Genomic DNA, 15,410 nt, shown 5'->3' with positions numbered 1-15,410 from the left:
GAGACCAGGCCATTGCAGCGGCTTACGCGAGCGGCGGGTACACCCTGAAGCAAATCGGCGACCATTTTGGTCTGCATGACGCGCGGATCAGCCGGATCGTTCGCGCAGCCGAAAAGTCAAAAGGCAAGACCTGACACTGTTCTTTAGACCGCCCAGGCCAGCCTGAGCCGAACCGGCCCAGACCGGCCCTCTTGGCAGGGCATCCTACTGCCATCCAGATGCAAAAGACTGAATAGAAGGGCTTTTCAAGCCTCCGTATATTGGCATACGCAATGCGTGGTTATCGACGAAGAGTGGGCTTTCCGTCGGCTCCGAGAGCAGCCCGGCACAGCCGTGCCATGCAGGTAGCCGACTCCGCTTCTGAAACCCTGTTTCAAGCACATTCCGGAGGTGGGCGATGCATCAGGAGCTACACGTCAACGTCATCGACACGAGAACGCCCGCAAGCGCTATCCGCGCCGCCGAGCGCGAGGCCAGGAACGGCCCGACCGAGAACCTCTCGGTGACCCAGCAGTGGTCCATGGACCGCATCTGCCGGCGCATCCTCGAGCGGGCCAATCAACAGGGTGGAGGCCTGGGTGTCGTGCGACTCATCTCTCACGGAAACTCGGGGTTCGTCCAACTGGGCAGCGGACTGACATCGCAGAGTGTTCGTGACTTCCAGCTCCTGCGAGGGCGCTTCGTCGGTCGCTACCCCAAAATCGAAGTGCACGCCTGCGGCGTTCTGAGCGGGCAGCCAGTCACCCTCGCCCGCCCCACGGGCACCATCGATCTGAGCTCGGCCGGACAGGCCTTGATGCAATCGTTGGCGAATGCGGCCCAAGTCCTCGTGATCGCCGCCTACGACGTGCAGGACGCCGACGGCAGAATGCGCTTCGAAGGACCGATCCGGCACTTCCGGCCGAGAGGAGGATGACGGCTTCGGGCGGCCGCACGAGCGCCGGGGCACCAAACCGAGGCCTGTGAATTGTGAATTCCGGGGCCAGTGCGGCCTGGCAACGCAGCAGGGGTCAAACGCAGCAGGGGGCACCATTTAGCTGCCCCCACAGCTCAGGGTCGCCGACGCATGTCACGCCATCCCGTGCCGCGCCAACCGCTCCAGCGCGATGCCTAGCGCCCGGTCATCGAACAGCCGGTCCTGCCGCTCGGCCGCCACGGGACCGCCAAGCCAGCCCCGCAAGCCTTCGCGTGGGATGAATGCCGCAGGCTTGCCCACGCCTGCGCCACTTTTCGCGCGGGGTCGTCGCAGAGCCTCGTCGCTTGGCGTTTTTGTTACTACAATAATGCGCGTGGACATTACCTTCGATCCTGCCAAGGATGCCAGGAATCGTGCCAAGCATGGGGTCTCGCTCGCCTTGGCGGCGGACATCGAATGGGATACCGCACTCAGCTGGACCGACACCCGCCAGGACTACGGAGAAGACCGGCAATGCGGGATCGGCTATATCGGCCTGAGACTGTTCTATGTCGTGTATGTGGACCAAGCCGAGGGGCTACGCATCATCAGTCTACGCAAGGCCACCAAGTCGGAGATCGATCGCTATGCCACGTCTTAAGCCGGGAACCATCGTCAACACGCCCGAGGAGGATGCTGCAATCGCGGCCGCAGCCGAAACCGATCCTGACGCGCGGCCACTGACAGCGGAGGAGTGGGAGCAGGTTAAGCCGACAGCGCGCATCGGCCGTCCGCCTTCGGAGCAGCGCAAGGTCTCGACCACCATCCGCTTCGATGCCGACGTGCTGGCCGCGATGAAGGCAACGGGGCCAGGGTGGCAGACGCGCATCAACGAGATCGTGCGCGAGTACGTCAAGACGCATCAGTGATGCGCGCCACGGTCACGTAGCAGGGGCAGGTCTTGCTTCTTGCCTTGGCAAAACCTGACCCTTGCGATCTTGGGGTGATCCTTGGGAACCTGGGGCGCGCCCGCCTATCTCACCTCCCTCGTCTAGGAGTCCGCTCATGCCTCGCCCAGAAACACCCCTCCTTGCCGCCGATACCATCATCGAGCTGGCCGACCGGCCTGGCCGGCCGATCGTGCTGATCGAGCGCCGTTATCCGCCGCCTGGGTGGGCGATTCCCGGTGGCTTCGTCGACATTGGTGAGCGGTTGGAGGTGGCGGCGGTGCGGGAGGCGCTGGAGGAGACCTCGTTGCAGGTGCGCCTGCGTGCCCTGCTCGGCCTCTATTCGGATCCGCGCCGCGATCCGCGCGGGCACACGGTCACGGCGGTCTACGTGGCCGAGGCGACCGGAGAGCCGCGTGCCCAGGATGACGCGCGCAACCTCGACGTTTTTTCCGTCGATGCCTTGCCGGAGGTGCTGGCCTTCGATCACGCGCTGGTGCTGAGCGACTATCTGCGTTTCCGTGAGACCGGGCAGTCGGCGCCGCTTCGCGCTGATGCCTCGGATTAGGGGCTTTGCGAATCTTGCGATCGGCCGTGGTGTGGCGGCGAAAGCATTCGTCCCTCTCGTCAGCGCTGGCGGGGGCTTCGGTGGACTTAGCTCGCGCTCGTCCACCCTTGGGCTATCGGCGTTTCCGTGAGACCGGGCGGTCGGCGCGGCTTCGCATCGGTCGGTCCCTTGCGGGGCCGTAGGGTCTCACGCCGCCGGCTGGTCGGCGAGCTTGGGGCGCGCCAAGAGGTAGAGCAGCACGCCGAACAGAGGGAGCACCAAGGCGAGGACCCGCCACGCTGGGCTGCGGATCTGGCGCCGTTGCATGTCGTCGATGGCCAGGAAAGGCAGCACCAGGAGGAGCAGCACCAGGTCGATGGTCATGACATGGACGAGCGGCTTGGTCCGCCAGAGCTCCACATAATCCTGCACGGATCCGGTGGTGCCGAGCAGCACCAGTGCGATCGCGACCACGAGGAGGACCGCCGGGATCTTCCAGGTGTCGAGCTGCTGCTGGAGCCCTGTCTTGGACCCCTGGACCGCCGTTCCCCAGCGCCTCAGCGCGACATAGAAGAGGATGCCGAAGGCGCCGGCGAAGAAGGAGAGGATGACGAAGGGCCAGGCGGGGAGGGGCTGCTCCTTGCCGTCGAAGAGCACCAGCAGGGCGTAGGTCATGGGGATGACGCCCAGAAGGTTGAAGACCGCAATCACCAGTGGCTCGACGGCCGAGAAGTCCGCGGTGAAGGCCGCGACGACGACCTGTTTGGTGTAGCCGTCTTCAGGGGGCAGCAGGTAATGGGTCGCGATGAAGCCGTAGAGGGGAAAGGCGATCCACAGCAGCCAGATGAGGGCTTGGGGGAATCGCAGCGATTGTTTGAACGCCTCTGAAAACTTGCGCATGGTCGGTTCCTCCTTCAACCCAGGTGAGTGGAGTCGCCGGCGACCGACTTCCAGCCCGGCGCGCTTCGAGCGCCGGTGCGCTCGCCCAGCCCTCCGCGCGGCTGGACCCAGAGCGCGGTCCTGTCCCGTCAGGTCTTGGCGCGCGCCTGACCGTCGATCGAGAGCTTGCGCCCGGCGAGCCAGACCAGGCCGATGACCGGGATGCCGATGACGCAGGTGAAGACGAAGAAGCCCGGATAGCCGATGCCGTCCACGATGGAGCCCGAGTAGCCGCCGAGGAGCTTCGGCAGCAGGGTCATGAGCGAGCTGAAGATGGCGTATTGCACGGCCGTGAAGGAGACGCTGGTCAGGCTGGAGAGGAAGGCGACGAAGGCCGCGCTGGCGAGTCCGGCCACCAGATTGTCCGCGCCCACGGCGATGTAGAGCATCAGCAGGTTGGGTCCTACGAGCGCGAGGGCGACGAAGGTCAGCTGAGCGGCCGACGACAGGGCCGCGCCCAGCAGCAGGATGCGCATGACGCCATAGCGGCTGGCGAGCAGCCCGCCGAGCAGCCCGCCGGCGATGCTGACGAAGACGCCGAAGGTCTTCACGGCTGTGGCGATCTGCGGCTTGGTGAACCCGATGTCTTGGTAGAAGACATTGGAGATGACGCCGAGGACGATGTCCGAGATCCGATAGAGCCCGACCAGGGCCAGAATCAGCAGCGCCGTCTTGAGGCCGTAGCGGCTGAAGAAATCGAGCACGGGCTCGATCCAGGTCTCTCGCGCGGTGCTGCGGTTGATGGCGCCGGCCTGGACCATGGACCAGCCGGCGAGCACGGCGGCGCCGACCGCGGATGCGAGGTGCAGGAGCTCGAGGAGGAAGTTGGTCAGGTTGCCGTCACCGGCCAGTGCCTTGAGCTGCGTGAAGAGGCCGTCACTCAAGAAGAATGCGGCGACGAAGGCGCAGGCCACGACGATGAAGGTCCCGGTCAGGCGCAGGTATTCGGACGTCGGGTAGGCGTGGGCGCGTGCCGCGCTGGTCTCGGGCTCGTGCACGAAGAGCGTGGTGAAGACGCCGATCAGCATGACCGACGCCATGATGTGATAGGTCGACTGCCAGGCGGCATAGCTGTAGCTGCCGGCCTCCGAGCCGAATGAAGAGGCCAGTATGAGTGCGCCCGCGCCCGATGCCACCATCCCCACCCGGTAGCCGGCGATGTAGGTCGAGGACATCAACGCCTGGAGCCGCGGCGGCGCCGACTCGATGCGAAAGGCGTCGATGACGATGTCCTGGGTTGCCGCGGAGAAACCGAGCAGGACTGCCGCCAGGGCCATGCGGACCAGGCTATCCGCGTCACCCGCCGGGTCCACGGCGGACATGAGCAGGATCGCGCCGATGATGCCGAGCTGCGCGGTCAGCATCCAGCCACGACGCCTCCCGAGCCAGCGCGTCAAGAAGGGCAGCGGCAGCTTGTCGATCAAAGGTGCCCAGACGAATTTGAAGGAATAGGCCAGGGCCGCCCAGCTGAAGAAGGTGACCTCGTTGCGCTCGACCCCGGCCTCGCGCAGCCACAGCGACAGCGACGAAAAGATCAGCAGCAGTGGGATGCCGGCGGAGAAGCCGAGGAAGAGCATGCTGATCACGCGGCGGTCGAGCAGGTTCCGTGAGGTGCTCCGCCAGCCCTCGACGGCCTTGGTTTCTTGAGTCATGGCGCGCTTTGCTGCCGTTGCATCGCCTCGCCCCGCGAGAGGGCTCGGCAGCGCGATGTCATGGACGCCGGGTCAACCTGAAATCGGCGATTCGAGCCGCAAGGCCGCAAAGGCCGCGACGAAGAATGGAGGCTTGGCCGATGCAGACCTTTCAACCGGGGGATGAGCAAAATTGACTCCGCAACGCATTGAAATTCTTTGCGCGATCCGCTCAGCGGCTCAGCGACTCTGTTGGATCAGGATCGAGCGAGTATGGGGCACGGCCTGCGCCGGAGACCGCCCGGAGGGCCTGAGTCATCGGACTGGCCAAGGGTGAACGAGCGAGGGCGAAGTCTACCGAATTCTGCGTTGGCGGACTGTGCTGCGAGCCTGATGAAGAACTTCCGCGCCTGTTGGGCTGAGGCATGAATCCCAACATGGCTGCCAGTCTAACGCGTTGATTGTTGGCCCTCCCGCGTCGGCCCAACCTAGGGCAGGGCGCGATCTCCGCGGTGTGCCCAGGATACTTCCATAGTCTCTGCGCTTGTCCAGCCTAGGGGAGACTTGTGGCCGAAACCATGATCGACGCCGCCCGGAGCATACAGGGCAGGGTGGGGCAGCTCAAGCGGGCAGGCAGCAGCCCCCAGCGACCAGCTTCGAGCCTTGTATTGGAATTGCCTTCCCGTGCTCTACGACGCGCCCGACGGGTGAGCTATTGGTCGGCGAGGGGCTCTGCAAGTACCTGAGGCGATTGCGCAAAATTGCCTTGCAACAACCCAAGGCACTCGGGAAGCCCATGATGCTCCGCAAGCGTCTGGGGGGATGAGGGCCTGGCGCCCCTAATGGCTCATCGATCTCGCCTCTTCCGAAGGCATCGCTCGCAAGCGGGCTCCTACCGATAAGAGCGCGTCGGAGCCCGCTAGCGGGCGATTGGTCTGAGGATTCTCGGAAATCGCCTGATTCCTCACAGCTGAGCCTGCTGACTGGAAGCTGGCCGCTCCATTTTGGGCTAGCCCTCCTTCGCGTCAGCTGCGCCGGCCGTGCGACCGAAAAACCAAGTGAAATGCTTGGTAATGTCCATGGATTGAACGGGGTATTCATTGAATATTTCTTGGCTGCTATCAACTCGGCTCATGTGAGCGGGCGATGTCGCCGCCAGGGCTCTAGCCCAGACGATGATGGCGACGGCGGCATCCGGAAATTGTTGAGCAACCAGCGACTGTGAGGTGACTGAGATGTCTGAAGAAAAGCTGCGTGAGAACGATCGTCGGGCGCTCTGGTACGGCATCGCGATCTGCCTGGTCCCCCTTGTCCCCTATGCGCTCAGAGGCGGTGCCTGAGGGCATCGAGAGCCGCTCTCTCACTTGGCGTAGCGGGCTCGACACACTGACCCGCCTCGCCGAATAGACCATTCTTGTCGATGAGCTGAGGTGACGACCATGTCTGAAGAGAAGCTGCGTGAGAACGATCGTCGGGCGCTCTGGTACGGCATTGCGATCTGCCTGGTCCCCCTTGTCCCCTATGCGCTCAGAGGCGGTGCCTAAGGACGTCGAGAGCCGCTCTCTCTCTTGGCGTGGCGGGATCGTCTAGCTGACCCGCCTCGCCAAATTGACCATTCTTGTCGATGAGCTGAGGTGACGACCATGTCTGAAGAGAAGCTGCGTGAGAACGATCGTCGGGCGCTCTGGTACGGCATTGCGATCTGCCTGGTCCCCCTTGTCCCCTATGCGCTCAGAGGCGGCGCCTGAGGGTATCGAGCGCCCACCGCTCGGGCGCAGCCGCGGGCTCGACATACTGACCCGGCTCGCCCGCTGAACAGCTAATGTCTATGAGTTGAGGTGATTACCATGTCGGAAGAAAAGCTGCGTGAGAACGACCGTCGGGCACTCTGGTACGGGATCGCGATTTGCCTCGTACCCCTCGTCCCCTATGCGCTCAGGGGTGGTGCTTGATGACAAGCTCGGCTTCGGACAGCCAATGCTGACCGAAGGCTGAGCCCAGTGCTGCGAGGCGCGGGCCTCGAAGTCTGACAGCTCGGCCAAAGACCGATCACGGGGCCGCGAGCCCCGTTTTGCGTGCGTGCTGCACGCCCTTCTTCAGGTCAACCTCTGGCATCGCTCTCCGATCGGCTCTGTCCAGAACGACATCTCTTCCGGCCCGCAGACGGCTGAGTCGCCCGCAAGCGGGCGCCGACGGCGGCGACGCTCGCGTAGGAGTCCGCTTGCGGGCGACGTGCTCGGGACCGGGCGCCCCTGTTCCCAGACACCTCAGCGACGCTACCTTGCGCGATCCCTTAAGCGTCCATTCCCGGACAAGGGGTGACGGGCCAGCAGGCTGGTCAAGAGGATCAGGCACCCGGCGGCGAAGGTCGTGAGGCAGAGGAGGTCGATGTCCCGTGGGCCGCGCTGCAGCAGTGCACCGACGCCTCCGCTGCCGACCGCCGTCGCGCCGAGCGTCAGGGTCCCGTAGAGGGCGGACGAGGTGCCGACGCGATCCGGGAAGGCGGACAGCCCTGCCTTCATGCCGATCGGCACCAGGGCGCCGAAGCCGACGCAGAAGACCGCCGAGGCACCGAGCACGCTGACCGGGGAGATCCACTGCGAGAGCACGACACCCAACGAGCAGAGTCCGCCGACGAATGCCAGCGCCGCGCCGACCACGAAGGCCGGGAAGTCTCCCCAGCGCTTGAGCGCGGCCATGCAGATCAGCCGCCCAACCAGGAGTCCGCCGACCAAGGCCAGGCTGGTGAAGCCGAAGGCGACCGGGGACATCTCGAAGACGTGGATGAAGATAAAGGGGGCCGCGACCAGATAGGCGCCCTGAACGGCGAAGCAGAGCATGAGGGGGATGGTCGGCAGCATGAAGCCTGAAGCCGCGAGCATCCCGCCGTAGGCCTTGAGCGTGCCCGCCAGCTTGAAAGGGGTGCGATTCTCGTGCGCCAGGGTCTCGGGTGCGATCCCGCGTGTGAGCAGGACGACGGCGAGCGCGCCGCCGGCGAGCAGATAGAAGTTCGAGTGCCATCCCAGGCCCTGGGTCAGCAGGCCGCCGAGCACGGGCGCGAGCACTGGGACCAGTCCGGTGATGACGCCGATCCACCCCAGCACGCTGATCATCTGCGCGTCGCTGAAGGCCTCGCGACTCATGGCGCGCGTGCCCACCTGGACGGCGGCGCCGCCGACCGATTGCAGGATGCGCCCGGTGATCAGCAGGCCATAGCTGGGCGCCAGGGCGCACAGCAGGGAGCCGACTCCGAAGGCCGCGACCCCGCCCTGGACCAGAAGGCGCCGTCCCCATTGATCGGAGAGCGGACCCAGGAGCACGGATGCCAGGGCGAAGCCGACCAGGTAGACCGTCATGGTCGAGGCCATGTGCTGGGCGGAGAGTCCCAGATCGTCGGCCATCAGCGGCAGGGCCGGCAGATAGAGACTGGTGCCGAGCCGCACCAGCGCCGTGATCAAGATGAGATAGGCGCTCAGCAGCAGCACCGAGCGCGCGCTGTCTTGCGGCTTCAAGCTGGCGGAATCCATGCTCGGCTCAGAGGTCGAGGCTGCGCAGGGTCATCTCGGCCTGCGGCACGGCGTCGCAGACCAGCGGGAGCTTGACCTGACTGGTGGTGACGCCGGGCCGCACATGCTGCGCATAGAGCCGATCGAGCCAGCCGGAAGCCATCACATGCAGGCGTGGCGCCCGGATGAGACCCTGGGCGCGCAGAAGCTGATAGCCGGACGCCTCGCGGATCAGCGCCGCGTCGATGGTGTGCAGCCAGGCGGCGTCTGGTGCGTCGTCGCCTTCGGGCTCGATGCAGAATTCGTAGCGGTGCGCCTCACTGTCCGTGACCACGCAGAAGTGGCGCCAATGGCGCTCTTCGGCGGCCAGGGCCTGGCGGATGACGTCCGAGATGAAGGCGCCGTTGAGCTTTTCGCCCGCGAGGTTGGCGACGTCCCGGGTCTTGCTGACGAACTGGATGTTGGGCGTCTCCCCGGTGAAGCCCTTGACCCGCACGATGTCGTGCAGGTTGTAGCGGTAGAGACCTGAGTAGGTGGTGATGATGAGCCCGTACTCCTCGCCGTCGCGAAGCTGGTGCGCCAGCAGGGGCTCGCCGCCGGACAGGGGCTGAAACTCGAAGAAGTAGCCGAAGATGGCCAGCGGTGCCTCGGCGCCGCCGGGCTGCATGGGGATGTTGAGCTTGCCCTCGCTGGCGCCATAGCCGCAGTCGCTGAAGACGACGCCCTCCGGGAGCCAGGGCATGAGGCTGTCCAGGTAGCGTCCGATGGTGCCGCCCAGCCAGCATGAGACCATGCGCAGGCCCGGCCAGTAGTCGCGCGGCTCGAGCCGGCCGCGCGCGCCGGCCATCTGCCGCAGTGCGGAGGCGCGCTCCGGGTCCGGTGCCAGATCGGCCTCCAGCTGCTGGCGCAGGTCGGGCGGCAGGTCGAGATCCGGTGACAAGGTGCCCCGTTCGATGTCGCCGATGAGGCTGTCGCGCCGCCGGTCCGCCGTCTCCAGCAGGGAGGTCATGCGGCCCGGGTTGTTGCCCACCAGCAGGCGCACCCTGGGCTTGGCGACTGCATAGCGCATGATGAGATAGTCCAGGGTCTCGGCATCCGACGCCTCCAGCACCTCGGGCGGGAAGGCCAGGCGCTTGCGGATCTCGGGTGGTGCGCCGGCCAGGGTGAGTCCGGAGGCGAATCCGAAGGGGATGCCGCAGGCGGTCTTGCCCATAACGGCGCCGTTCGAGAGCGGGATGAAGAAGCCGTCCAGCAGCTCCGGCGCCATCTTCATCAGCAGGGCGATGCGGGTGCGGCTCACGATGGACTTCGCCAGCTCGCCGGCCGCGCTCTCCGGGATCTTCTTGAAGGCGCCAGTGGTTCCGCTGGTGCTGATGAAGTGCGTCGGCTGACCTGGGAAGAGCAGGTCCTTCTCGCAGTCCTCCATGCGGCTGGCGTAGGGCGCGTAGTCGGACCACTCGGTGACGGGCACCTGGCGCCGAAAGTCCTCGATCGTGCGGATGCCCGCGAATCCCCGCGCCTTGCCGAATTCGGTCTCGGCGCTGCGCTGCAGGATGTCTATCAGGACGCGCTGCTGCGTCTGCTCCAGCGCGGCGCAGGCGCCGACGAAGGTCTGGACCAGCTCGGCCTCTTTCTTGGGGCGCAGGTCGTCGAGCGAGCGGACCTGGTCGGCCAGCGCCCGGTAGCGTGCCGCGCTGCGCTGCTGGAGCCGGCGCCCGATGCTCATCAGGATCTCGGCGGGGACATTGACGGCGCTGCTGGACTCGATGCCCTGGAAGCCCGGGATGGAGTTGGCCTCGCCGACGACGAATCCGTCTCCTTTGAACAGCAGGTCGATGCCGCCGATGTCCAGCCCGATCACCGCGATCACCTGCTCCGCGAGCGCGCGGATGGTGTCCGTCAGGGGATAGGCCTCGGCGCTGCCGCCGACGGAAACATTGGATTTGAAGCCTTCGGCCGAACGGTTGCGCCGCTGCATGCAGACCCGCGGCTGGCCGTCGACGACCAGGACGCGCAGGTCCCGTCCCCGGCTGTCTGCGACGAACTCCTGGGCGAGCAGCGCCGTGGGGCAGTGGGCCGCGTCCATCATCTCCAGGAGGGTCTCCAGCTCCTTCTGGCTCTGCACCAGGGCGACGCCATGACCCTTGGAGCCGTCCAACACCTTGACGACGACGGGCAGGCCCAGCTGTTCGGCGATAAAGGCCGGGGAGGTGTCAGGCCGCACCAGGACCGTCTTGGGCACCGGGATGCCGCGCCCGGCGAGCAGCTGCAGGGTGAGCAGCTTGTCCCCGGTCCGCTTCAGGGTCTCGGCGCGATTGACGCAGAGCACCCCCTGGGTCTCGAGCTGCTGGAGGAGCGCGAGATTGTAGGCGTCCGCCTCCTCGACGAAGGCGGCGATGACGAACATGGGGATCCGCACCAGCTCGCCCCTGAGAAAGAGCTTGGCAGGCTCCTCCGGATCCAAGATGAGTGCGACCTCCTTGGGTGCGACGACCTCCAGCTTGACGCCCGCCGCCAAGGCCTCGTCACAGGCGCGGGTGAGCTCGGGGACGACCTTGCCGGTGTAGAGAATCCATCCGTGCATCATGGCTGATTCATTCATGCGAACACCGCCTCCTGGAAGCATTGGGCGACATAGGTTTGCAGCTCGATCGCGACCGGGTCGGCGAGCTGGATGCGATCGAAGTCGAAGCGCTGGGAATAGAGGCGGGTGTACTGCAGCCACCATTGCTCCGGACCCTGGGCCACCCAGCCCGAGAAGAAGAGGCGCAGCGCGCGGGCCTCGTCCTCCAGATCGGCCGGCTGCGGCATCCAGCCGGGCACCCGCACCAGGACGGTCTTCATGCCGTCGGCCTCCAGCTCGAAGAGCTGTTTACGCAGCACCCGCGCGAAGTTTCGGCCGGGTATCATCAAGGAGAGGATGGCGAAGCCGTCCTCCGCGTGCCGGTCGACCTTGAGCGCGCTGGCCTCCGGCGCCCCGTCGGATTCGGACTGGATCTCGGCGGGCAGCTCGGCGTTGCCGAAGAGCCGGCGCGTGATCTCGCGGTGTGGGGTCGGGCAGTAGAGTGCAAAGGGCTCGACCGGGCGGTTGGCGGTGATGGCGTGCAGCAGGGTCTCGCGCTGGTCGTCGGCTTGCTCGGCGAGCTTGAGGAAGCGTGCGCGATCATGCACCGACAGCTTCAGGCCCATGGGGGCGAAGTTAAAGAGGCTGCTGACCTTTTGCGACTGGGTATGGGTGGTGACCAGGTTCGCCTCGCCGATGGCGGGGGCCGTGACGGGGTCTTTGGTCGTTCGCGCCACCGCCTTGACGAGGTGGAGCAGGCCCATGCTGCGGCGATATTCGGGCTGCACCATGAGGGCGCCGTACTCGGCGACGTCAGGCGTCTCCGGCGAGCGCAGGATGGCCATCTGGCCGGCGACGCGGTTCTGGGCATTGAGCGCGATGTATGAGGTCACCCGCCCGTCGGTCATGGCCGCTTGGAGCTGGTTGGCGTAATAGAAGAGCTCCTTGCTGTAGGAGTAGCCATAGTTGCGGTACGCCAGCTCGACGATGCCGGGGACGTGCTCGAGGCCGGCGATCTGGACCTGGAGCTTCTCGCGCGTGGCCGGCGTGCCCGCGTCGGCGGTCTGCGCGTCTTGCACGAGCTGCTTGGGCCGTGCGAGCCGTTTGAAGAGGACGGTGCGCCAGCCCTCGCGCCCGCGGTTCACGAAGTCGAATTCGTCCACCAGCTTCTCGATGAGAAAGAGCCCGAGCCCGTCGATGGTCTCCTCCGGCTGGCTGACCTCGTACTTCGGCAGCCCCTCCGGGTTGACCGGAAGACCCATGTTGCTGAAGGCCACGCGCAGCCCGTCGGGCTCGACTTGGCAGCTCACCTCGAACTGCTCGGCCAGGCCGTCGCTCGGATAGCGCGCGATGATGTAGGCGCCGGCTTCTTCGGAGGCCATGGACAGCTCGGAGACCTCTTTGGGCGAGGCGCCCAGACAGCGTGCGATCTCGGCGACGAAGGCGATGACCGGGGGCAGGAATTCCACCCGGTAGTAGGTCGTGATGGCGAATTGCATCTTGCTCGTGCGTCCCCTTTGATTGGCCGCCGACGCTGCAGGCGGGTGCGGTCTCTCGATGGTGGCGTCCGCGTCTGAAAGCGCTTCGGCCTGGGGCGAAGCGGTGCGGTCCGGCGTCGGCCGACCTATACCGGCCGGATCTTAGGGGAGGCGCGGGTCGGCGCAGTGTGAGCTGATGCTCCTTCTTGGCCAGCAAAGGCGGCAAAGTGGCGGCTTTCGAGGTGGTGGCTCGACTGTCGCTCGCGGATGCCTGGAATGCTGGCTTTCGCCGCAAGCCTGATGGAGATATCGAGATGAGTGCGGTTCTATGGGCGAATCTGCTGGTGGATGGCAAGGTCAGGTCCGATCAGTCGGACCATCTCGCGCTCTACAAGCACAGCAAGAAGCTCGACGGCATTTGCAGGAAGCTCGGTCTCGCGTCCTTCGCTGCGGTCTGCGATACGACGGACGCGCGCGTGAGTCTCGGGGAGCTGGCGATGCCGGACGGCATGGCATCGACGGATGAGCTGATGGCGGCCCAGGGTCAGTGGATGCCGGTTGAGGACGCCTCCGCGATGCTCGAGGGACTGAGGACCTATGTGCGGGAGAATGCGGTGAGGTTCGGCGTGCTCGGCGACCAGCGCGACCAGGTGCTCGCCGAGCTGGCCCAGGTGATCGCCTTCGTCGAGACCGAGGGTGAGGCCGCGACGGGATTCAATTTCGCCGTGGTGATCTAGCTCGGGGCCTTGATCCCAATTGGAGCAGTCAGCTATCAGCCGCCAGCTACCAGCCGCCAGCAGAGGAAAGTCATACAGTTGCCGGATCTTCTGGCCGGCCAGCCGCTGGGTGACTCGGAGAAGACCTGAAAGCAGCTCCGAAACAAGGCGCCAAGCTGGCTGCTGGTGGCTGGCAGCTCTTTCTCGGTTGATCCTTGGCCGGACGCTTGTCTTGTGTCGTGGAGAGGCGCGGTGCAGCCTGGCGGCGCTGGCGCGGGGCTCGGCGGACTTCGCTGGCGCTCGTCCACCCTAGGGGTTGGTTCGATGACCTGGGCCATTCCACGCACTGCCCGTTCCGGCCATGGGTGCGGTTGGCCGCCAGCCTCTGGTCGCAGGCCGGCGGCCGGTCGGTCTAGCGATACCGTCTCGGTGCGTCGCGCGCCTCGTTTCGCGCAACGGCGTCCCGATGTCCGCGCCAGCGCCGATCATGCCTGCCGCTCCAGCGGACTGCGTCGTTGGAGGTCAGGCGTCGGATGCGCCGGTCCGTGCGGTCGAGCTTCTTGTGCAGGAGCCGTTTCGTCTCTCGTCTTTGGTGACGGTTATCCCTTGAATGCCCGCGCTCCCGCAGACTGCGGGCGAGATCGCGGAGCTCCCGGTGCTCGGTCCGCAGGATTCTCGCCTCGCGTCGCGTCAGCTCGCCTGAGTCGATACCGCGGTCGATCCTCGTCTGCTGTCGGTCCAGGCGGTCATAGATGCCGTCGCTGTGCCTTCCCGCTTGCGCGGGCAGGGTGATCATCAGGGCGAGGGTCGAGGCCAAGAGTGCCGTGGTGGAAGCCTTCATGTCGCGTTCTCCAGCTCGTTTTCGTTGAAAGCGAGTGTGAAGATACGCGGCCAATGCTGAACGCCGTCTGAACGCGCCGGGCGGCCCCGGCCCTGGGAGCGTCGGCCTCTAGGCCGACACCTGCTGCCCCCCGGAGGGCAAGGCTCCCAGGGCGGCTCAGTCTTCCAAGATGAGACGGCGCGGCCTGCTAGACGTCGTCGCCCGATGACGGCGTGTCGGGGCGCGAGGTGTGGCTGATGATCGCCGGCGCCGGCTGAGGCATCCACCAGGCGGCGAGCAGGATGAGCACCACGCCGAGGATGGAGACCCAGTACCAGCCGGCGAGCTGGGTGGGGCCGTACTCGTAGACGGACCCGGCGCTGAGCATCAGGTGACCGTCGTTGGAGAGGATCCAGCTGATACCGACCGGCGGCTGGTATTCGGCGCTGTCTGCCATGGTTGGCTCACCCGCGGGCGCCAGGGTGCCGGACTGCTCGGCGATGTCGATCCATTCGAGCCCATGGTCGCCGCCGATCCAGAGGCGATCCGTACCGCCCGTGCCATCCCCCGCAGCCAGGTACATCGACAGGATGCGCTTGCCGTCGAGCCCCGGGTGCAGAGGCTGCCAGGGATCGCCTGCCTTGGGCTGCCAGTAGAGGCCCTGGTCCGTTCCCGCGAGCAGGAGACTGCTCGGGGTCGTCGCCAAGCTGAAGACGTTGGCGCCCTCCGGCAGCCCCTGGCTGTTTGGCTGCCACGGCTGGTCGGGGCTCTCGGCCGGGCTAGAGAGGACGCCGTCACCCACGGTCCCGGCGTGGATCCATTCACCCGAGCCGCCCCTCTGCTTTAGCAGGCTGTAGATGTTGGCGGCGGGGCCAGGTGCTTGCCAACGGCCGTTCGCCAGCAGACGCAGGCCATCGGGCGTTCCGGCGAGCAGCCCCTCGCGCGTTTGCAGCAGGCTGGAGACCCGTCCCTTGAGCTCGGGCGCGCCGACCGGGGCGTTGTAGAGGCCGCTGGCCGTCCCGATGGGCGTGCGCCCGGGCTCGCCGAGGATCGCCATCACGGGACTCTCACCGAGATAGATGCGCTCTTGCGTCCAGATCCCGCCGCCCAGGCGCCAGATCTCGCCGGCTTGGGTGCCTGCCAGCACGCCCCCGTCGACGGCCTTGAGCAGGGTCACATGCCCCGAGCCGGGCGGATCCTTGGGCTTGAGGTGGATGCCTCCCGGTAGGAAGGGGCCGGCGATCGCGAGGACGATGCCGACGAGGGTCAGTGAGATTGCAACGGTCTTGCTCTTCTTCATGGTGTCCTTGTGGTCTTCGAAACGTCCGGCCCTTTCGTGGCGCGTCAGTTCTCGGCCTGGGTCAATTT

At 66.1% G+C, this 15,410-nt stretch carries 13 protein-coding genes and 1 pseudogene; 6 read left to right on the top strand and 8 right to left on the bottom strand.

What is annotated here, in order from left to right; translation table 11 throughout:
* A pseudogene (locus G3446_RS28145) lies at positions 1–134 on the top strand (addiction module toxin RelE); the annotation flags it as partial.
* A 263-nt stretch (positions 135–397) separates the two neighbouring features.
* The gene (locus G3446_RS17785; RefSeq protein ID WP_164454180.1) at positions 398–916 is read left to right on the top strand and encodes a hypothetical protein; all 519 of its coding nucleotides are present in this window, start codon (positions 398–400) and stop codon (positions 914–916) included.
* Between the two features lie 153 nt (positions 917–1,069).
* On the opposite strand, the gene G3446_RS27665 is transcribed toward G3446_RS17785, so the two are convergent.
* Complete coding sequence (locus G3446_RS27665) at positions 1,070–1,297, bottom strand: hypothetical protein (protein ID WP_209262495.1); 228 nt, start codon at positions 1,295–1,297, stop codon at positions 1,070–1,072.
* On the opposite strand from G3446_RS27665, the gene G3446_RS17775 reads away from it, so the two are divergent.
* The 3 genes from G3446_RS17775 to G3446_RS17765 all read left to right on the top strand — a co-directional run bounded on the left by G3446_RS17775 (position 1,290) and on the right by G3446_RS17765 (position 2,410).
* Positions 1,290–1,556, top strand: a complete 267-nt coding sequence (locus tag G3446_RS17775; protein WP_164454179.1) for a BrnT family toxin — start codon at positions 1,290–1,292, stop codon at positions 1,554–1,556. The genes G3446_RS27665 and G3446_RS17775 overlap by 8 nt on opposite strands.
* On the top strand, positions 1,543–1,824 hold the full coding sequence (locus G3446_RS17770) for a BrnA antitoxin family protein (protein ID WP_164454178.1): 282 nt from the start codon (positions 1,543–1,545) through the stop codon (positions 1,822–1,824). The genes G3446_RS17775 and G3446_RS17770 overlap by 14 nt, the downstream gene beginning before the upstream one ends.
* 136 nt (positions 1,825–1,960) lie before the next feature.
* Complete coding sequence (locus G3446_RS17765; protein WP_164454177.1) at positions 1,961–2,410, top strand: NUDIX domain-containing protein; 450 nt, start codon at positions 1,961–1,963, stop codon at positions 2,408–2,410.
* Between the two features lie 186 nt (positions 2,411–2,596).
* Here the strand turns inward: G3446_RS17765 and G3446_RS17760 are convergent, their stop codons facing one another.
* The 5 genes from G3446_RS17760 to G3446_RS17740 form a co-directional block, all read right to left on the bottom strand.
* Positions 2,597–3,289 (bottom strand): hypothetical protein, encoded by a 693-nt coding sequence (locus G3446_RS17760; protein WP_164454176.1) that lies wholly within the window; start codon positions 3,287–3,289, stop codon positions 2,597–2,599.
* A gap of 128 nt (positions 3,290–3,417) precedes the next feature.
* The gene (locus G3446_RS17755) at positions 3,418–4,980 is read right to left on the bottom strand and encodes an AmpG family muropeptide MFS transporter (RefSeq protein WP_164454175.1); all 1,563 of its coding nucleotides are present in this window, start codon (positions 4,978–4,980) and stop codon (positions 3,418–3,420) included.
* A 2,255-nt stretch (positions 4,981–7,235) separates the two neighbouring features.
* Complete coding sequence (locus G3446_RS17750; protein WP_164454174.1) at positions 7,236–8,486, bottom strand: MFS transporter; 1,251 nt, start codon at positions 8,484–8,486, stop codon at positions 7,236–7,238.
* A gap of 7 nt (positions 8,487–8,493) precedes the next feature.
* On the bottom strand, positions 8,494–11,067 hold the full coding sequence (locus G3446_RS17745) for a RimK family alpha-L-glutamate ligase (RefSeq protein ID WP_245232577.1): 2,574 nt from the start codon (positions 11,065–11,067) through the stop codon (positions 8,494–8,496).
* Positions 11,064–12,527, bottom strand: a complete 1,464-nt coding sequence (locus tag G3446_RS17740) for an ATP-binding protein (protein ID WP_164454173.1) — start codon at positions 12,525–12,527, stop codon at positions 11,064–11,066. The genes G3446_RS17745 and G3446_RS17740 overlap by 4 nt, the downstream gene beginning before the upstream one ends.
* 293 nt (positions 12,528–12,820) lie before the next feature.
* On the opposite strand from G3446_RS17740, the gene G3446_RS17735 reads away from it, so the two are divergent.
* On the top strand, positions 12,821–13,243 hold the full coding sequence (locus G3446_RS17735; RefSeq protein ID WP_164454172.1) for a hypothetical protein: 423 nt from the start codon (positions 12,821–12,823) through the stop codon (positions 13,241–13,243).
* 391 nt (positions 13,244–13,634) lie between these two features.
* Here G3446_RS17735 and G3446_RS17730 read toward each other — a convergent pair whose 3' ends face one another.
* Together G3446_RS17730 and G3446_RS17725 are read right to left on the bottom strand one after the other, a co-directional pair.
* Positions 13,635–14,063, bottom strand: a complete 429-nt coding sequence (locus G3446_RS17730) for a hypothetical protein (protein WP_164454171.1) — start codon at positions 14,061–14,063, stop codon at positions 13,635–13,637.
* Between the two features lie 187 nt (positions 14,064–14,250).
* Positions 14,251–15,342 carry an ABC transporter substrate-binding protein gene (locus G3446_RS17725; RefSeq protein WP_164454170.1) on the bottom strand — a complete coding sequence of 364 codons (1,092 nt, stop codon included), beginning with the start codon at positions 15,340–15,342 and terminating at the stop codon, positions 14,251–14,253.
* Between the last annotated feature and the right edge of the window lie 68 nt (positions 15,343–15,410).

The sequence above is a fragment of the Thiorhodococcus minor genome, from assembly GCF_010820565.1.
GTDB lineage: Bacteria > Pseudomonadota > Gammaproteobacteria > Chromatiales > Chromatiaceae > Thiorhodococcus > Thiorhodococcus minor.
This window is presented reverse-complemented; position numbering and strand designations above follow the sequence as displayed.

Excerpts from the sequence above, each read along its gene's own strand:
- G3446_RS17785 (WP_164454180.1), top strand. The coding sequence starts at position 398 with ATGCATCAGGAGCTACACGTCAACGTCATCGACACGAGAACGCCCGCA.
- G3446_RS27665 (WP_209262495.1), bottom strand. The coding sequence starts at position 1,297 with ATGTCCACGCGCATTATTGTAGTAACAAAAACGCCAAGCGACGAGGCT.
- G3446_RS17770 (WP_164454178.1), top strand. The coding sequence starts at position 1,543 with ATGCCACGTCTTAAGCCGGGAACCATCGTCAACACGCCCGAGGAGGAT.
- G3446_RS17765 (WP_164454177.1), top strand. The coding sequence starts at position 1,961 with ATGCCTCGCCCAGAAACACCCCTCCTTGCCGCCGATACCATCATCGAG.
- G3446_RS17760 (WP_164454176.1), bottom strand. The coding sequence starts at position 3,289 with ATGCGCAAGTTTTCAGAGGCGTTCAAACAATCGCTGCGATTCCCCCAA.
- G3446_RS17755 (WP_164454175.1), bottom strand. The coding sequence starts at position 4,980 with ATGACTCAAGAAACCAAGGCCGTCGAGGGCTGGCGGAGCACCTCACGG.
- G3446_RS17750 (WP_164454174.1), bottom strand. The coding sequence starts at position 8,486 with ATGGATTCCGCCAGCTTGAAGCCGCAAGACAGCGCGCGCTCGGTGCTG.
- G3446_RS17745 (WP_245232577.1), bottom strand. The coding sequence starts at position 11,067 with ATGAATGAATCAGCCATGATGCACGGATGGATTCTCTACACCGGCAAG.
- G3446_RS17740 (WP_164454173.1), bottom strand. The coding sequence starts at position 12,527 with ATGCAATTCGCCATCACGACCTACTACCGGGTGGAATTCCTGCCCCCG.
- G3446_RS17735 (WP_164454172.1), top strand. The coding sequence starts at position 12,821 with ATGAGTGCGGTTCTATGGGCGAATCTGCTGGTGGATGGCAAGGTCAGG.
- G3446_RS17730 (WP_164454171.1), bottom strand. The coding sequence starts at position 14,063 with ATGAAGGCTTCCACCACGGCACTCTTGGCCTCGACCCTCGCCCTGATG.
- G3446_RS17725 (WP_164454170.1), bottom strand. The coding sequence starts at position 15,342 with ATGAAGAAGAGCAAGACCGTTGCAATCTCACTGACCCTCGTCGGCATC.